The sequence below is a fragment of the Lawsonibacter sp. LCP25S3_E2 genome, from assembly GCF_052117285.1.
Lineage (GTDB): Bacteria > Bacillota > Clostridia > Oscillospirales > Oscillospiraceae > Lawsonibacter.
The window spans coordinates 154,059-169,669 of the sequence record NZ_JBQKJL010000001.1; the positions used below are offsets into that span (position 1 = coordinate 154,059).

Genomic DNA, 15,611 nt, shown 5'->3' on the forward strand with positions numbered 1-15,611 from the left:
CGCCGCCGGACCCAGCCCGGCGGCGCCTTTGTATCTTACAGATTAGTTCTGGACTTGGTCAGCTCCTGTGCAATATTCAGCACATGGTCGCCAATTCGTTCAAAGTCGGTAAGCAGCTCAGAATAGAGGATACAGGCCTCGTCGGAGCAGATCCCGTCCCGCATGCGCACGAGCTGGCTGCGGCGGTACTCGTCGGTCATGTCGTCGATTCTCTGCTCGATCTGGGCCACGTCCACCAGCCACTCCGGCCCGCCTGCCTGACGGTCCAGCAGAGTGGTCACAGCCTCCAGGGACACATCCCGCATCTGCTCCACCTCTTTCTGCGCAATGGGGGAGAGCTTGATGTTCTTGGCCACCAGCATTCGGGTGTACCCAGCCAGGTTGTCCGCGTGGTCGGCAATACGCTCAATGTTGCCCGAGATGGTAAAGAAGCTGCTGACCACACGGGAATCCTGCTCGTTGGTCTCAATGGAGATCAGGTGGGAAACATAGCGGGAGATCTCCCGGTTCAGGAAGTCGATATACTCTTCCCGCTGCTCCACAGCCTCCAGCTGTTCAGGGTCGCGGGCCAGGACGGCCTCAAAGCCGGCCTCCACATTGTCCCTGGCCATGCTCAGCATCCGGTGCAGCTCATTGCGCAGCTGGTCCACCACAATGGCGGACAGACCCAGGCCGCCCTCTTTGCCGCTGGCAGAAACCGGGGCCAGATACTCCAGGCGCATGGTGCCCTCTTCCTGCTCGTGGACCTGCTCAGGCAGAATTCGCACGGCCAGTTTGGCCAGGTAGTTGCCCAGGGGCAGCAAAAGCAGGGTGGTAATGACATTAAAGCTGGTGTGAACCAGGGCGATCTGACCGGCCGGCGTGCCGGGCAGTACGTTAGACAGGAAGCTGCCCACGCTCCCCTGAAGCACCATGCTGCCGTCGATCACCAGGGCGATGGGGAACAGCAGGAACAAAATGGTGAAAATGATGGTGCCGATAATGTTGAACATCAGGTGGATAATGGTGGCCCGCTTAGCGTTGCGGTTGGTGCCGATGGAGGCCAGCACGGCCGTGATACAGGTACCAATATTCTGACCAAACAGGACAAACACCGCGCTGGACAAACCGATCACGCCACTGTTGGCCAGGGCCTGAAGAATACCCACCGAAGCGGAAGAAGACTGGATCACCGCAGTAAAGCCAGCACCGGCCAAAATACCCAAAATGGGGTTGGAGAAGGTGGACATCAGGCGAATGAAGCTCTCAGACTCCCGCAGGGGAACCATGGAATCGCTCATCATGCCCATGCCCAAAAACAGCACGCCCAGGCCGGCCAGGATCTGGCCAATGTGCTGGAGCTTCGGCTCCTTCACAAAGACCATCAGTGCTACGCCGATAAAGGCAAAGAAGGGGGCCAGCTCACCCACATCCAAAGCGATGAGCAATCCCGTCACCGTGGTACCGATGTTGGCACCCATGATGATCCACACCGCCTGGTTGAGGGTCATCATCCCTGCGTTGACAAAGCCCACCACCATGACCGTGGTGGCAGAGGAGGACTGAATGACAGCGGTGATGGCCGCGCCCACCAGCACGCCCAGGAAACGGTTGGCGGTCAGCCGCTCCAGGATGTTCTTCATCCGGTTGCCGGCAGCCGCCTCCAGACCGGAACTCATCATCTGCATCCCGTGCAGGAACAGCGCAAGTCCACCTAGCAGCGCCAGTATGTGTGTAATATCCATATCTTCCAAAATCCCTTCTGCGGAAACCCCGCATCATTTCGTTCTATATTTCGAAATAACTCCATTATGTATTATACCCGAAACATTTTGTATGCGTCAACTGCTTTCCACATTTTTCCCCTTTTTCATCAAAAACGGCCAGCCGTACGGAAGTACGGCTGGCCATTTTGATTACGCTTCCTTCTGGCTGTCCAGATATTCGTCATAGGTCATCTTCCGGTCAATGAGCTTTCCATCGGCGGTAAAGTCAAAGACCCGGTTGCAGACGGTCTGGATGAGCTGATGGTCATGGGAAGCCACCAGCACATTGCACTTGACGGCCTCCAGGCCCTTGTTCAGTGCGGCAATGGACTCCAAATCCAGGTGGTTGGTGGGCTGGTCCAGCATCAGGACATTGGCCCCGGAGAGCATCATCCGGGAGAGCATACACCGCACCTTCTCTCCGCCGGAGAGCACCTTGACGGGCTTATAAACTTCGTCCCCGGAGAAGAGCATCCGCCCCAGGAAGCCCCGGAGATACTGCTCCTGGGGATCGGGGGAGAACTGGCGCAGCCACTGTACCAGGTTGTCATCGCAGTCCTCAAAGTAGGGGGTGTTGTCCTTGGGGAAGTAGGAGAAGGTGGCCGTCTGGCCCCACTTCACGCTGCCTTCGTCGGGCTCCATCTCCCCGGCCAGAATCTTAAACAGGGCGGTATGGGCATTCTCGTTGTCCCCTACAAAGGCGATCTTCTCGTCGTGGCCCACAATAAAGGACACCTTGTCCAGCACTTTCACCCCGTCGATGGTCTTGCTCACATCGGTGACAAAGAGGATATCCTTGCCCACCTCCCGGTCAGGGGTAAAGCCAACCCAGGGATAGCGGCGGGAGGAGGCGGGCATCTCCTCCACAGAGAGCTTGTCCAGCAGCTTTCTCCGGGCGGTAGCCTGCTTGCTTTTGGACTTGTTGGCAGAGAAGCGGGAAATAAAGTCCTGCAGTTCCTTGATCTTCTCCTCGTTGCGCTTGTTCTGGTTTTTAATGAGCTGCTGCACCAGCTGGGAGGACTCATACCAGAAGTCGTAGTTGCCCACGTACATCTTGATCTTGCCGTAGTCAATGTCCACAATGTGGGTGCAGACGGTGTTGAGGAAGTGGCGGTCGTGGGACACCACAATGACAGTGCCCTCAAAGTCCAGCAGGAAATCCTCCAGCCAGTTCACCGCGTCGATGTCCAGGTTGTTGGTAGGCTCGTCCATCATCAGCAGGTCGGGGTTGCCGAACAGCGCCTGGGCCAGGAGCACCTTCACCTTGAGACGGGCATCCAGGGTGGCCATGTCGTTATAGTGCAGCTCCGTGCCGATGCCCAGGCCCTGGAGGATCCGGGAGGCGTCGCTTTCGGCCTCCCAGCCGCCCAGCTCAGCATATTCCTCCTCCAGCTGACAGGCCAGCATGCCGTCCTCGTCGGTCATCTCTTCCTTGGCGTAGAGCTCCTCCTTCTGCTTTCCGATGTCATAGAGGCGCTGGTTGCCCATAATGACCGTATCCATCACATTATAGGCATCATAGGCGTTCTGGTTCTGCTTGAGTACGGACATACGGATGCCCGGCAGGATGGACACCTCGCCGGAGGTGGAGTCCAGCTCTCCGGACAGGATTTTCAAAAAGGTAGATTTTCCCGCGCCGTTGGCACCAATGATGCCGTAGCAGTTGCCCCGCAGAAACTGCAGGTCCACATGGGAAAACAGCGGGGTTCCGCTGTAATTTAAACTCAAATCGGTGACAGTGATCATAGCCTGCTCCTTTTCCATCTGGTCAAAATCGTTCGGGAATCATATTATCATAGGCTTTGGGAAAAAGATAGCCTTTTTTTACGGAAAAGTAGACAAAAAACGGCCCCTGTCATCGTCGGTTCTGATGACAGGGGCCAGGTTTCTCTTACTTCAGATGCCAAATGTCCTCATTGTACTGGCCAATGGTGCGGTCAGAGGAGAAATACCCCGACTTTGCGATGTTCACCAGCATCTTCCGGGCCCAGGGCAGGCGCTGCCCGTAGTCCTCAATGGCCCGCTGCTTTACGGCGATATAGTCCTCCACATCCAGCAGGGCCATGAACCAGTCCTTGGTCTTCATGTCCCGCCACAACGCGGACAGGCAGGCCGGGTCGCCCACACAAAGCAGCTCCGGGGACACCAAAAAGTCCACCAGCCGCTCCACATCGGGGCGGTGGTAGAGCTCCAAAGGCCGGTAGCCGCGGCCATCGGGCTCGCTGCCCTGATACAGGCCGATGACCCGGTCGCTGGATGCGCCGAAGGTGTAGATGTTCTCCTCTCCCACCAGCTGGGCGATCTCCACATTGGCTCCGTCCATGGTGCCCAGGGTCACCGCTCCGTTGGCCATAAACTTCATGTTGCCGGTTCCGCTGGCCTCTTTGGAGGCCAGGGAGATCTGCTCGGAGATGTCGCAGGCGGGGATGAGCTGCTCGGCCCAGGTGACGTTGTAGTTTTCCACCATGACCACGTTCAGCCAGGGCCGCACCTGGGGATCGCGCTCGATGAGCTGGCGCAGGCAGAGGATCAGGTGGATAATGTGCTTTGCCATCACATAGGCCGGGGCGGCCTTTGCCCCGAAGATCACCGTCACGGGCCGCTGAGGCAGCCGCCCGCTCTTGATTTCCAGATACTGGTGGATAATATATAGCGCATTCATCTGCTGGCGTTTATACTCGTGCAGGCGCTTGATTTGTACGTCAAACACGGACAGGGGGTCCACTTCTACCGCCTGCCGGGAGAATAACGCCTGGCACAGGGCCTGTTTATTGGCCTGCTTTACCTCCAGAAGCCGCTGCAGAATGTTCGCATCCTCCTGAAAGGCCAGCAGTCCCTCCAGCTTTTGGGCATCCTGCCGCCAGGATGCCCCGATGCAGTCGTCAATGAGGGCGCTGAGCCGGGGGTCACAGGCCTCCAGCCAGCGGCGGAAGGTCACGCCGTTGGTCTTGTTATTGAACTTCTTGGGATAGAGGTCAAAGAAAGGCTTGAGCTCAGAATGCTTCAAAATCTCCGTATGAAGGGCGGCCACGCCGTTGACAGAGAAGCCGTAGTGAATATCCATGTGGGCCATGTGTACCCGATTCTGGCCGTCCAGAATACACACTCTGGGGTCGGGGTGGGCCTCCTTCACCCGGCGGTCCAGCTCCCGGATGACGGGAACCAGCTGGGGCGCGGCCTTCTCAAGGAAGGACAGGGGCCACTTCTCCAGGGCCTCGGCCAGGATGGTGTGGTTGGTGTAGGCGCAGGTGCGGCTCACCTGGTCGATGGCCCGGTTGACGGACATGCCCCGCTCCACCAGCAGGCGGATCAGCTCAGGAATGACCATAGAGGGGTGGGTGTCGTTAATCTGAATGACCACGTGGTCGGCCAGGGTGTCAATGGTATAGCCCCGCTCCTCCAGCTCCTGCAAAATGAGCTGTGCCCCGGCAGAGACCATAAAGTACTGCTGGTATACCCGCAGCAGCTGCCCGGCCTCATCGCTGTCGTCCGGGTAGAGGAAGGAGGTAAGGTTGTGGGCGATATCCCCCTTGTCAAACCGGATGCCGATCCAGGGCTCCTGGGCTGGCTGGGCCACATCAAAGAGATGCAGGCGGTTGGCACACTTGTTTCCCGCACCGGGGATGGCAATGTCGTACAGCACCGCCTGGAGATCAAAGCCCCCAAAGGGGACGGTAAAGGTCTTTCCTGTGGGCATGAGCCAGCTGTCTTGTTCGATCCAGGGGTCGGGCAGCTCCGTCTGCTTGTTGTTCTCAAACTTCTGCTTGAAAAGTCCATAGTGGTAGTTGAGCCCCACACCGTCTCCAGGCAGTCCCAGCGCGGCGATGGAGTCCAGGAAGCAGGCGGCCAGCCGCCCCAGGCCTCCGTTCCCCAGGGAAGGTTCCGGCTCCATCGTTTCAATGCCGCTCAGCTCCCGGCCCATGTCCCCCAGCAGCTCCCGCACTTGGTCATAAATGCCCAGGGCCAGCAGGTTGTTGGACAGCAGCTTGCCCATCAAAAATTCCGCCGAGAAATAATAGAGCTTCCGCTCTCCCTCCGGGGCGGGCCGCTGGGCGGCCAGATGGCTGCACAGCAGCAGCAGCGCCTCATAGAGCTGGTGGTCATCACACTGGTCCGGCCCACATCCAAATCGCTCTTTCGTCAGTTCCCAAAGCTGTTCTTTCAGCTGCATGTTACTTCTTCTCCTTTCGGCCCTGCCCAGGCAGGCGCTGGTATACCTTCATCTCCCGGTAAAGCCGCCGGGAGAGCGTTTCGTCATAGCTGCCGGGCAGCGCCCGCCACTTCCAATTGTTCCCCAAGGTCGAGGGGGTGTTCATCCTGGCCCGGCCATCCAGCCCCAGAAGGTCCTGCATCTGCATGACTGCCAGGTCGGCGGGGGAGGCCCAGGCTGCGCGCATCATGCCCCAGTGGTATCCTTCCCGGCTGTTGAGGCGCAAATATTCCTTGGCAAATTGCACGTCCTTTCGGGGCGCGGACTTCATCCAGCCTAAAATCGTGTCATTATCATGGGTCCCCGCGTACACCACACAGTGGTGTCCATAGCAATGGGGCAGGTAGTCGCTTCCCGTGTCCCGGCTGTCAAAGGCAAACTGGAGCACCTTCATACCAGGGAAGCCCGACTGGCGCAGCAGCCTGCGCACCGAATCGGTGAGAAAGCCCAGGTCCTCCGCGATGATCTCCTGTTTGCCCAGGGTTTTTTTGACCGTCTGGAAAAATTCGATCCCCGGCCCCGGCCGCCACCGGCCGTTGCGGGCGGTCTTGTCCCCGTAAGGGATGGCGTAATATGCATCAAACCCCCGGAAGTGGTCGATGCGCAGAATGTCATAAATCTGGAACTGGAAGGCAATCCGCCGCATCCACCAGGCGTAGTTTTCCTCTCTCATCCGCTCCCAGTCAAAAAGCGGATTTCCCCACAGCTGTCCGTCCTCAGAAAAGCCGTCGGGGGGGCAGCCGGCCACCTCGGTGGGCAGCCCCTCCTCGTCCAGTTGAAACTGCTCCGGGTTGGCCCATACATCGGCGCTGTCCCCGGAGACGTAGATGGGCAGGTCCCCGATGATGGAGATCCCCTTTTGGTTGGCCCGTTTTTTCAGCTCAGTCCACTGCCGGAAAAAGAGGTACTGCACCCCTTTCCAAAATTCCGTCTCCTCCTCCAGCTCCTTCCGGGCCTTCTCCAGCGCACAGGGCTGGCGCAGACGCAGTTTCTCCGGCCACGCCTGCCAAGACTGGCCATGAAACTTCTCCTTCAGGGCCATAAACAGGGCGTAATCCTCCAGCCACTCCCGCTGCGCCCTGCAAAAGGCGGCATACGCCCCCGCCTCACTCCGGTCCAGCCGGGCACAGGCCCGGCGCAGCACCGGATACCGGTTTTGGTACATCCGGTCATAGTCCACTTGCGACGGGTCCTCTCCCCAGTCCAGGCGGACATATTCCTCCCGTTTCAGCAGCCCTTCTTCGGCCAGATCATCCAAATCAATGAAATAGGGATTTCCCGCAAAGGAAGAAAAGGACTGATAGGGGGAATCCCCATAGCTGGTAGGCCCTACCGGCAGAATCTGCCAGCAGGATTGGCCTGCATCCGCCAGAAAATCCACAAATTTCCTGGCCTGTGCCCCCATGGTACCGATCCCCCAGGGGGAGGGCAGGGAGAATATGGGCATCAATACGCCTGCTCGTCTCATACTTCATCAACCTCTCTCCGCTTACGTTGTCCGCTGGGCCACACTTTCTCCATCCAGCAGCCGGAAGGGGACCACCTGGTGGACACCCTTCCCCCCATGGAGAATCTGCTCCAGCAGCAGCTCCACTCCCTGCTCCGCCAGGCGTTTGGTGTCCTGACCGATGGTGGTCAGCCTGGGAATGGTATAGCGCCCCATGGAAATCCCGTCATAGCCAATGACCGAAATGTCCTGGGGCACCCGTTTTCCCAGATCTCCCAGGGCCCGGATCACACCCACGGCGATCACATCACTCATGGCAAAAATGGCGGTCAGCTCCGGGCAGCGCTCCAGCAAACGCCGGGTGGCAGCGTAGGCATCTGCCATAGAGTATCGGCTGGGCTCCGTCTGCCTCTGGGGCTCAAAGGGCAGCCCCCAGTGTTCAAAGGCCCGCTTGCAGCCCTGTAAGCGCTGATAGCTGATTTGCGAGGTAGACCAGTTGCCTCCCAATACCCCAATCTGTCTGTGCCCCTTCCCAATGAGGTAGCTGATGGCCTGAAACGCAGCCTGCTCATCGTCTGTGGTCAGGGAGGACAGATTGTCAAAGTCCAGCTCCCGTGCGCAGTTCGTCAGCAGCACACAGGGAGCGCTTAAATGCCGGAAGGAGGCGCGGAAGTACTCCAGATCGCCCCCCAGAAAGAGAATCCCCACGGGTTTTCGCTCCCGGCACAGTTGAATGGCATAGGCCACCTCGTCGGCGTCCTCATCCAGATAATAGACCGCCGCATCCCGGTGGTTGTCCCGCAGGAGAGTCTGGATCTGTTCCACCAGATCGGCAAAGAGCATATTTTGTGTTCCTTTTACCAGAATGGCGATGCTGGTGCCCGCCTGCTGTTTGAGATGCTTTGCGTTGTTGTTGGGCTGAAAGCCATGTTCGTTCACCACAGCCATCACCTTCCGGCGGGTTTTTTCACTTACATCCGGATGGTCGTTGAGTACACGGGATACCGTGGCCACACCACAGCCCGATAACCGGGCAATATCCTTGATCGTCATCCGCTTTCCCCCTCTTCCGCCGGAACAGGCTCCCTCATCTGCAAGTACCGCCGGCCCGCTGTGCCGGCGGTACTTGGTTTTATATGGCAAGGATCCCCCACGGCCAGCCAACACACGGCCGGAATCGTTTCCGGTCCGTTACACCTATGATAATAGCCAGCTTATTCCCAATCTGCAAGAGAAATCGCTCTCTTTTTTGTATTTTTAGGCCATTTCCTAAAATTTGTTTCCGTTCCGGTTTCGATGCCATGGCTTTGCCTTTGCCATCTTCGGAGAATCTCGCATATTTTCGTTGTCATTTTTGAAACCATCCGCTATAATATAGTAAATAAAAGAGTCCTGTGTAACCCTGGGGCAGCTTTGCCCCTTTGAAGGAGGCGCATGTCATGAGCAACTATGTGATATCCATCAGCCGCGAGTTCGGCAGCGGTGGTCGCCTGATCGGTAAGCGCCTGGCCGCCCATTTGGGCATCCCCTGCTATGACCGGACCATTATCCAAAAGACCGCCGAAAAAAGCGGCCTTTCTCCTGATTTTATCGCACGGGCGGAGGAGCGCGCCCGCAGCCGCTTCCATCTGTCCATTGCTCCCATCGGCATCGGTACCCCCGCCTTCGCCCACCAGGGCGTCCCGGTCAGCCATCAGGCCTTTTTTGCTCAGGCGGAGGTCATCCGGGAGCTGGCCAATGAGGGACCCTGCGTCATTGTTGGCCGCTGCAGCGACTATGTACTGGGTGAGCGGCCCGAGTGCCTGAAGGTCTTTGTCTACGCGGACCTGCCCAGCCGCATCCAGCGCTGCGTGGAAGAATACCACATCCCCTCCGACGACATGGAAAAGCGTGTCATTCAGATGGACCGGGGCCGTTCCAACTACTATAATTATTACACGGGACACAATTGGGGCGATATGCGCCGGTACGACCTGACCCTCAACTCCAGCACCACAGGCATCGAAGGCGCGGTGGAGCTCATCTCCACTCTGGTAAAGGCTCGGGCCGCGGTGAATGCCCTATGAGCGGCGCCGTATCTCTCACCATCCAGCTTTCCGGCTCCCAGGGAAAAACGAACCACTACGAGGACGCCCTGCGCAATCTGGGCGCAGTCCCTCTGCCTGGCTACTGCCCTGCGCCCGATCTAAGCTGTGACGGACTGATCCTGTGCGGCGGAGGCGATCTGGATAGCTCACTCTTCGGCCAGGAAAGCCGGGGCTCCGAACCCCCTGACCCGGCGCGGGACCAGGCTGAGCTGGAGCTGTTTCGTGCCTTTTCCCAGGCAGGCAAGCCCATTTTGGGCATCTGCCGGGGCATGCAGCTCATCAATGTAGCCCTGGGAGGCAGCCTGATCCAGGACCTCTCCTCCCATGTCCGTGTCTTCCACCGCGGGATGGATCAGGACCTGGTCCATCCGGTACGCACTCTGGAGGGAAGTTTTCTCCACCAGCTCTATGGCCCCCTGTTTTCTGTGAACAGCTTCCATCACCAGGCGGTGGACCGTCTGGGGGAAGGATTGCGGGCAATCGCCTGGTCGGAGGGCGGCGTAATGGAAGCCCTGGACTGTCCCGACCGGCCCATCCTGGGCGTCCAGTTCCATCCCGAACGCATGGCCTTTTCCAAGCGCCGCCTTGACACAGTGGATGGAGCACCCATTCTCTCCCATTTTCTGACCCTATGCCGGCAGGCCCACTCTCTTTGACCTGCCCTAACTACAAACGAGGTAATCAAACTATGCACAACCGTTTCCCCCGCATTTGTCTCTCTTTGATCACAGTGGCGGCCACCGCCTCTCTCACCTTCTCTCCCGCCCACGCCCTGGATGAGGAGACCATTTTCCCTACCTTTGACCCGTCCATCTCCCCTGTCTGGGCGGACCGGATCATTCAGCTTCTCTCCCCCTATCAGCTTCTGGAAAACGGCATTTTAGAGCTGGAAGATCGCTATCTGGCCTGGGCTGAGGCCAACCCCCAGCTCTCCCCGGAACAGGTCGTTCTGGAGGTCAACATCGGTCTGGACAAGGAGTTTTATGAAAATACCGACCTTGTCAACCAGCCGGACAGCCTCACGGTCCTGGTGAACAAGTACCATGCCCTTCCCCAGGACTATACCCCTGCGCTGGAGGCGCTGGGGTATCCCTATGGCTCCGGTTCCTTACGGCCGGAGGCCGCCGCCGCCTTCCGGGCTATGGCGGATGCCGCCCGTGAAGATGGCATCCGGCTGCAGAGCGTCTCGGCCTACCGCTCCTATCAGCGGCAGGAGAGCATATACTCCCGTTACCTGTCTCAAGATAGCCAGGCCTCGGTAGACTCCTACTCCGCCCGCCCCGGCCATTCCGAGCACCAGACGGCTCTGGCTCTGGACATCAATACCGCCAGCCTCAGCGCCCACTTTGAAAACACATCCGCATACGCCTGGCTGGTGGAGCACTGTGCCGAATACGGCTTCATTCTCCGCTACCCTCAGGGCAAGGAGGATATCACCGGCTACCGCTTCGAGCCCTGGCACTACCGCTATGTAGGCACCGAGGCAGCCCAGGCCTGTATGAGCAAAAATTTGACCTTTGAGGAGTATCTGGCCCTTCAGCCCGCTGACAAGGCCCCGGCCAGTACCGGCCCCGTAGAGGGCCTCCCCTTTATCTGACCTACAGAAAGAAGGCCGGACGCTTTGGCGTCCGGCCTTCTTCTCACGTTTCTTCCATTCCCTTGGGCAGCGAGTCATCCTCGCGGATCCAATCCTCCACATGGACCACGCTATAGTCCCGCTCGGTGTTGCGGATGACTACCCGCTCGATCCCCGCGTTGATGATCATCCGCCGGCACATGGAACAGGAGGTGGCATCATGGAGCAGCTCCCCGCTTTTCGCCTCCCGCCCAGCCAGGTACAAGGTGGCGTTGAGAGTATCCCTGCGGGCGGCGGAAATGATAGCATTCATCTCCGCATGGACCGACCGGCACAGCTCATACCGTTCCCCGGAGGGGACGTTCATGGCCTCTCGGGTGCAGTAGCCCAAATCCATGCAGTTCTTCCGCCCTCTGGGGGCGCCGTTATAACCGGTGGAGACGATCTCATCATTCTTTACGATGATGGCCCCATAGCACCGGCGCAGACAGGTAGACCGCTCCAAGACGGTTTCCGCAATGTCCAGGTAATAATTTTCCTTGTCGATGCGCTTCACAAGCGGTCCCTCCCAGGTAAAAACTTTGCACCGACAGTATAGCTTATTTTCCTTTTTCCCGCAAGACCTTTCTCTCATTGACAAGTTCTGTTAAAAATCCACCCAAAACTGTGCTGAATTTACATATTGTTTACGAATGCCTCCTTGACGATTTTCCGGCGCCGCGCTATCATTATGGTAAGTTATTCGGCAGGCGATTACGCCTGCCGTCCCTGTCTTTCAAGGAGGCGCGCCTATGATCCGCAACGCGATCCATCGTTTTATGTATGGCCGCTATGGCAACGATTCCCTCAACCTGTTTTTTATTGTTTTATACCTTTCTCTCTATCTGCTCTTTGCGCTGACGCATTTTGAGCTTTTCTATTGGATCTCCCTGGTGCTGGTTTTTGTCTCCCTGTTCCGTCTCCTTTCCCGGAATATTCCTGCCCGCCAAAAGGAAAACGCCCAATTTATGCGTCTGGCTGGGCCCGTCATCCAGTGGTACCGCTTTCAGCGCACCATGCGCCGGGACAAAGACCACCGCTACTTCAAATGTCCCAACTGCGGACAGCAGCTCCGGGTTCCCCGTGGCAAGGGAAAAATTACCGTTACCTGCCGCAGCTGCGGCGCCAGTTTTCAGGAAAACAGTTGAGGCAAAGTCCTGCCGCCCCCTTCGGGCGGCGGGGCTTTTTGTATGAAAAGCCTTTCTTTCTGCGGAAAATATGGTATACTACTATAGGAATTTGTCCACTTTTGCTGATCAAGAACGCTGGAAAAGGAGCACACATCTATGTCTGCCATGTATGACGTTGTCATTTTGGGCTGCGGCGAAGCCGGGATCTTTGCCGCCTATGTGCTGGCCCATCTCCGTCCTGAGCTGAAGCTCCTGGCCCTGGACCAGGGACAGGACATCTACCACCGCAGCTGCCCCATTGTGGCCGGCAAGGTGCGCGAATGTATCCACTGCCCCGTCTGCCATACCATGTGCGGCTTTGGGGGCGCCGGCGCTTTTTCCGACGGAAAGTTTAACTTTACCACCCAGTTCGGCGGCTGGCTCACGGATTTTATGGAGCCCGGACAGGTGATGGAGCTCATTGACTACGTGGATTCCATCAACGTCCTCCACGGTGCCACCACTGCGTATTTTTCCACCACCACCCCCGAGGCCCGTGCTCTGGAGCGCCGGGCCCTGGCCTATGACCTGCACCTGCTTCAGGCCCGGTGCAAGCATCTGGGGACAGAAAATAACCTGCGCATCCTCACCAACATCTATGAGGGCCTTCAGAACAAGCTGGAATTCCGCTTCAACACCCCGGTGGAGTCCATCCAGCAGTGCGAGGGCGGATACCGCCTGGTGCTGGCAAAGGGCGGTGAGGTGTCCTGCCGGTACCTCATCGCCGCCCCCGGCCGCTCGGGCGCGGAGTGGTTCTCGGAGCAATGTAAGCATCTGGGGCTGGAGCTGCTCAATAACCAGGTGGACATCGGCGTGCGGGTAGAGCTGCCCGCCGCGGTCTTTGAGCATATCACCGATGTGGTCTATGAGTCCAAGCTGGTCTACCGCACCAAACAGTACGGGGACCAGGTGCGCACCTTCTGCATGAACCCCTATGGCCACGTGGTGGCGGAAAATGTAGAGGGCATCAACACCGTCAACGGCCACTCCTACGCTGACCCGTCCCTGCGCAGTGAAAACACAAACTTCGCCCTGCTGGTCTCCAACCGCTTTACCAAGCCCTTTAACGAGCCCTACCGCTACGGCAAGCATGTGGCCTCCCTGAGCAATATGCTGGCCGGCGGCGTACTGGTGCAGCGCTTTGGAGACCTGGTGGGCGGCCGGCGGACCAATGAGCACCGGATGAGCAAGTCCTTTGTCCGGCCTACCCTCACCGCCGCCGTCCCCGGCGACCTGTCTCTGGCCCTGCCCAAGCGGCATCTGGACAACATTATTGAAATGATCTACCAGCTGGACAAGCTGGCCCCCGGCACCGCCAACTACGATACCCTCCTCTACGGTGCGGAGGTCAAGTTCTACTCCGCCCGCCTCCAGCTCTCCCCCGAGCTGGAGACCGCCCTGCCCGGCTTTTTTGCCGCGGGCGATGGGGCAGGCGTCACCCGCGGGCTTGCCCAGGCAGGTGCCTCCGGCGTTCAGGCCGCACGGGCCATTGTCAAGCGCCTGTCTTAACCACCGGTCCCTTCCCCGCCGCCGCCCCCCTTTGGGCGGCGGCGTTCCTGCAAAATAATCACCAACTTGCAGATTCCCTATAATTTACTTTTTTTGGAATTATTATTTTCTTCTTTCCTATACATATTTTTCTTCTCTCCCGGCCCGAGGATCCCATTTCGCTTTTTCCACTGTTTCCACGGGTTCTCCACATTCTCCACATAGTTTTCCACATTCCATTCTGAGAACTTTCCAGGCCTATTTCCTGGTTTTTCAGTTTCCATAATATCTGTCAAGAATAAATTTTAAACAAATTTTACATTGGACTGTTTTGCAGGAAACTTTGCTTTTCCTGTCGATTTTTGAAAGGAGTTCCCTCCATGGCTATTGACACGGATACCATCGCTTCCATTTCCACTCCGCCGGTCCCTGCCGCCATCGGCGTCCTCCGTTTATCGGGGCCCCAGGCTCTGGAAATTGCCCGAAAACAATTCCGGCCTCTGGGCTCCAAGGCTCTGCTGGACCACCGTCCACGGGAGCTGGTGTTCGGCGACCTGCTGGACAGCGGCGGGCAGCCCATTGACCGGTGCCTTTGCACCTTCAGCCGGGGTCCGTCCAGCTACACTGGGGAAGATACCGCGGAATTTCAGTGCCACGGCTCCCCCATGGTCCTGTCTTTGGGGCTGGAGGCCCTTTTCGCCCAGGGGGCCCGCCAGGCCGGGCCGGGGGAATTTACCCGCCGGGCCTTTCTCAATGGCCGGCTGGACCTGGCCCAGGCGGAGGCAGTGGGCGACCTGCTGGACGCCCGCAGCCGGGAGGGAGCCCGCCACGCGGCCGGGCAGCTCACCGGCGCCCTGTCCAAAAAGATTGGAGATGTCTATTCCGCCCTGGTGGACGTCATGGCCCATTTTCATGCGGTGCTGGACTATCCGGACGAGGACATCGATCCCTTCCGCATGGAAGAGCTCTCCCAAATCCTGGCCGCTCAGCGGGAGGCCCTGGACGCTCTGCTGTCCACCTGCCGCCGGGGCCGTCAGCTGACCCGTGGGCTGTCCTGTGCCCTGGTGGGGCGGCCTAATGCAGGAAAATCCTCCTTGTTAAACGCCCTGGCCGGTTACGACCGGGCCATTGTCACCGACATCCCCGGCACCACACGGGACACTCTGGATGTCTCCCTGGAGCTGGGCGGGCTGCCGGTGCGCCTTATTGATACCGCTGGCCTGCGGGACAGCAGCGATCCCATTGAGCAGCTTGGCGTGGAGCGCAGCCGCAGCGCCATGGCACAGGCAGAGCTCATTTTGGTCCTGTGGGACAGCGCACTGCCCACCACAGAAGAGGATGTGGAGCTGCTCTGCCAGGCCATGAAGCTTGCCCCCACCATTCTGGTTTGGACCAAGGGGGACCTCCCCTCTGCCCCGGTCCCCTTCCTCCATCTGGACCCCATGCCCCCCACAGTGACGCTCAGCGCCAAGACCGGCCAGGGCCTGCCAGAACTGGAGGCGGCGGTGGCCGCCCTTTTCCCCCGGCCGGAGGACATTCCCTATGGCCAGCTGCTCACCAACCAGCGCCAGGAGGAAGCCGCCCGCAGGGCCCGCCAAGCAGTGGACAGGGCAGCGGATGCACTGCTGGCCGGTGTCACCCCGGACGCCCTGCTTACAGATGTGGAGCAGGCGCTCCAGGCTTTGGGGGAGCTGACCGGCCAGTGTGTCCGGGAGGATGTGACCGACCGGATCTTTTCCAAATTCTGCGTGGGAAAATAAAAAGGGGATCCGTTTCCCTGTTCTTGGTCGGGAGAACTGGAAGGGTAACCTCAGAAAGGCAGACCTCAATGGTTCCCCCTGCATCCAGCA

The 15,611-nt window shown here is 58.7% G+C and carries 13 protein-coding genes; 6 read left to right on the forward strand and 7 right to left on the reverse strand.

From position 1 onward, the window contains the following. Nucleotides 1-35 precede the first annotated feature (35 nt). The 5 genes from ACTQ3R_RS00865 to ACTQ3R_RS00885 form a co-directional block, all read right to left on the reverse strand. A complete protein-coding gene (locus ACTQ3R_RS00865; protein ID WP_441777582.1) occupies nt 36-1,724 on the reverse strand; it encodes a Na/Pi cotransporter family protein in 1,689 nt (562 codons plus the stop codon). Between the two features lie 171 nt (nt 1,725-1,895). Further along, complete coding sequence (locus tag ACTQ3R_RS00870) at nt 1,896-3,491, reverse strand: ABC-F family ATP-binding cassette domain-containing protein (RefSeq protein ID WP_441777581.1); 1,596 nt, start codon at nt 3,489-3,491, stop codon at nt 1,896-1,898. Nucleotides 3,492-3,636: 145 nt separating this feature from the next. Further along, nucleotides 3,637-5,916 carry a glycogen/starch/alpha-glucan phosphorylase gene (locus ACTQ3R_RS00875; protein ID WP_441777580.1) on the reverse strand — a complete coding sequence of 760 codons (2,280 nt, stop codon included), beginning with the start codon at nt 5,914-5,916 and terminating at the stop codon, nt 3,637-3,639. Between the two features lies 1 nt (nt 5,917). Continuing rightward, the gene (gene malQ, locus ACTQ3R_RS00880) at nt 5,918-7,423 is read right to left on the reverse strand and encodes a 4-alpha-glucanotransferase (protein ID WP_441777579.1); all 1,506 of its coding nucleotides are present in this window, start codon (nt 7,421-7,423) and stop codon (nt 5,918-5,920) included. 21 nt (nt 7,424-7,444) lie between these two features. After that, nucleotides 7,445-8,455 (reverse strand): LacI family DNA-binding transcriptional regulator, encoded by a 1,011-nt coding sequence (locus ACTQ3R_RS00885; protein WP_441777578.1) that lies wholly within the window; start codon nt 8,453-8,455, stop codon nt 7,445-7,447. Between the two features lie 386 nt (nt 8,456-8,841). Here ACTQ3R_RS00885 and ACTQ3R_RS00890 point away from each other — a divergent pair, with 386 nt between their 5' ends. From ACTQ3R_RS00890 to ACTQ3R_RS00900, 3 genes are read left to right on the forward strand one after another with little or no spacing between them, the layout of a single operon-like run. Continuing rightward, nucleotides 8,842-9,468 (forward strand): AAA family ATPase, encoded by a 627-nt coding sequence (locus tag ACTQ3R_RS00890; RefSeq protein ID WP_441777577.1) that lies wholly within the window; start codon nt 8,842-8,844, stop codon nt 9,466-9,468. After that, nucleotides 9,465-10,145: a gamma-glutamyl-gamma-aminobutyrate hydrolase family protein gene (locus ACTQ3R_RS00895; RefSeq protein ID WP_441777576.1), complete on the forward strand. Its 681-nt coding sequence runs from the start codon at nt 9,465-9,467 to the stop codon at nt 10,143-10,145. The genes ACTQ3R_RS00890 and ACTQ3R_RS00895 overlap by 4 nt, the downstream gene beginning before the upstream one ends. A gap of 32 nt (nt 10,146-10,177) precedes the next feature. After that, a complete protein-coding gene (locus ACTQ3R_RS00900) occupies nt 10,178-11,086 on the forward strand; it encodes a M15 family metallopeptidase (RefSeq protein WP_441777575.1) in 909 nt (302 codons plus the stop codon). Nucleotides 11,087-11,129: 43 nt separating this feature from the next. On the opposite strand, the gene ACTQ3R_RS00905 is transcribed toward ACTQ3R_RS00900, so the two are convergent. Next, nucleotides 11,130-11,621: a deoxycytidylate deaminase gene (locus ACTQ3R_RS00905; protein WP_441777574.1), complete on the reverse strand. Its 492-nt coding sequence runs from the start codon at nt 11,619-11,621 to the stop codon at nt 11,130-11,132. A 235-nt stretch (nt 11,622-11,856) separates the two neighbouring features. Here ACTQ3R_RS00905 and ACTQ3R_RS00910 point away from each other — a divergent pair, with 235 nt between their 5' ends. Then, a complete protein-coding gene (locus tag ACTQ3R_RS00910) occupies nt 11,857-12,252 on the forward strand; it encodes a hypothetical protein (RefSeq protein WP_441777573.1) in 396 nt (131 codons plus the stop codon). Nucleotides 12,253-12,390: 138 nt separating this feature from the next. Beyond that, the gene (locus ACTQ3R_RS00915; protein ID WP_441777572.1) at nt 12,391-13,782 is read left to right on the forward strand and encodes an NAD(P)/FAD-dependent oxidoreductase; all 1,392 of its coding nucleotides are present in this window, start codon (nt 12,391-12,393) and stop codon (nt 13,780-13,782) included. Between the two features lie 77 nt (nt 13,783-13,859). Here the strand turns inward: ACTQ3R_RS00915 and ACTQ3R_RS00920 are convergent, their stop codons facing one another. Further along, entirely contained in the window at nt 13,860-14,045 is a 186-nt protein-coding gene (locus ACTQ3R_RS00920; protein WP_441777571.1) for a hypothetical protein, read from the reverse strand. A gap of 96 nt (nt 14,046-14,141) precedes the next feature. On the opposite strand from ACTQ3R_RS00920, the gene mnmE reads away from it, so the two are divergent. Continuing rightward, nucleotides 14,142-15,521 (forward strand): tRNA uridine-5-carboxymethylaminomethyl(34) synthesis GTPase MnmE, encoded by a 1,380-nt coding sequence (gene mnmE / locus ACTQ3R_RS00925; protein ID WP_441777570.1) that lies wholly within the window; start codon nt 14,142-14,144, stop codon nt 15,519-15,521. Nucleotides 15,522-15,611: the final 90 nt, after the last annotated feature.

Excerpts from the sequence above, each read along its gene's own strand:
- ACTQ3R_RS00865 (WP_441777582.1), bottom strand. The coding sequence starts at position 1,724 with ATGGATATTACACACATACTGGCGCTGCTAGGTGGACTTGCGCTGTTC.
- ACTQ3R_RS00870 (WP_441777581.1), bottom strand. The coding sequence starts at position 3,491 with ATGATCACTGTCACCGATTTGAGTTTAAATTACAGCGGAACCCCGCTG.
- ACTQ3R_RS00875 (WP_441777580.1), bottom strand. The coding sequence starts at position 5,916 with ATGCAGCTGAAAGAACAGCTTTGGGAACTGACGAAAGAGCGATTTGGA.
- malQ (WP_441777579.1), bottom strand. The coding sequence starts at position 7,423 with ATGAGACGAGCAGGCGTATTGATGCCCATATTCTCCCTGCCCTCCCCC.
- ACTQ3R_RS00885 (WP_441777578.1), bottom strand. The coding sequence starts at position 8,455 with ATGACGATCAAGGATATTGCCCGGTTATCGGGCTGTGGTGTGGCCACG.
- ACTQ3R_RS00890 (WP_441777577.1), top strand. The coding sequence starts at position 8,842 with ATGAGCAACTATGTGATATCCATCAGCCGCGAGTTCGGCAGCGGTGGT.
- ACTQ3R_RS00895 (WP_441777576.1), top strand. The coding sequence starts at position 9,465 with ATGAGCGGCGCCGTATCTCTCACCATCCAGCTTTCCGGCTCCCAGGGA.
- ACTQ3R_RS00900 (WP_441777575.1), top strand. The coding sequence starts at position 10,178 with ATGCACAACCGTTTCCCCCGCATTTGTCTCTCTTTGATCACAGTGGCG.
- ACTQ3R_RS00910 (WP_441777573.1), top strand. The coding sequence starts at position 11,857 with ATGATCCGCAACGCGATCCATCGTTTTATGTATGGCCGCTATGGCAAC.
- ACTQ3R_RS00915 (WP_441777572.1), top strand. The coding sequence starts at position 12,391 with ATGTCTGCCATGTATGACGTTGTCATTTTGGGCTGCGGCGAAGCCGGG.
- ACTQ3R_RS00920 (WP_441777571.1), bottom strand. The coding sequence starts at position 14,045 with ATGGAAACTGAAAAACCAGGAAATAGGCCTGGAAAGTTCTCAGAATGG.
- mnmE (WP_441777570.1), top strand. The coding sequence starts at position 14,142 with ATGGCTATTGACACGGATACCATCGCTTCCATTTCCACTCCGCCGGTC.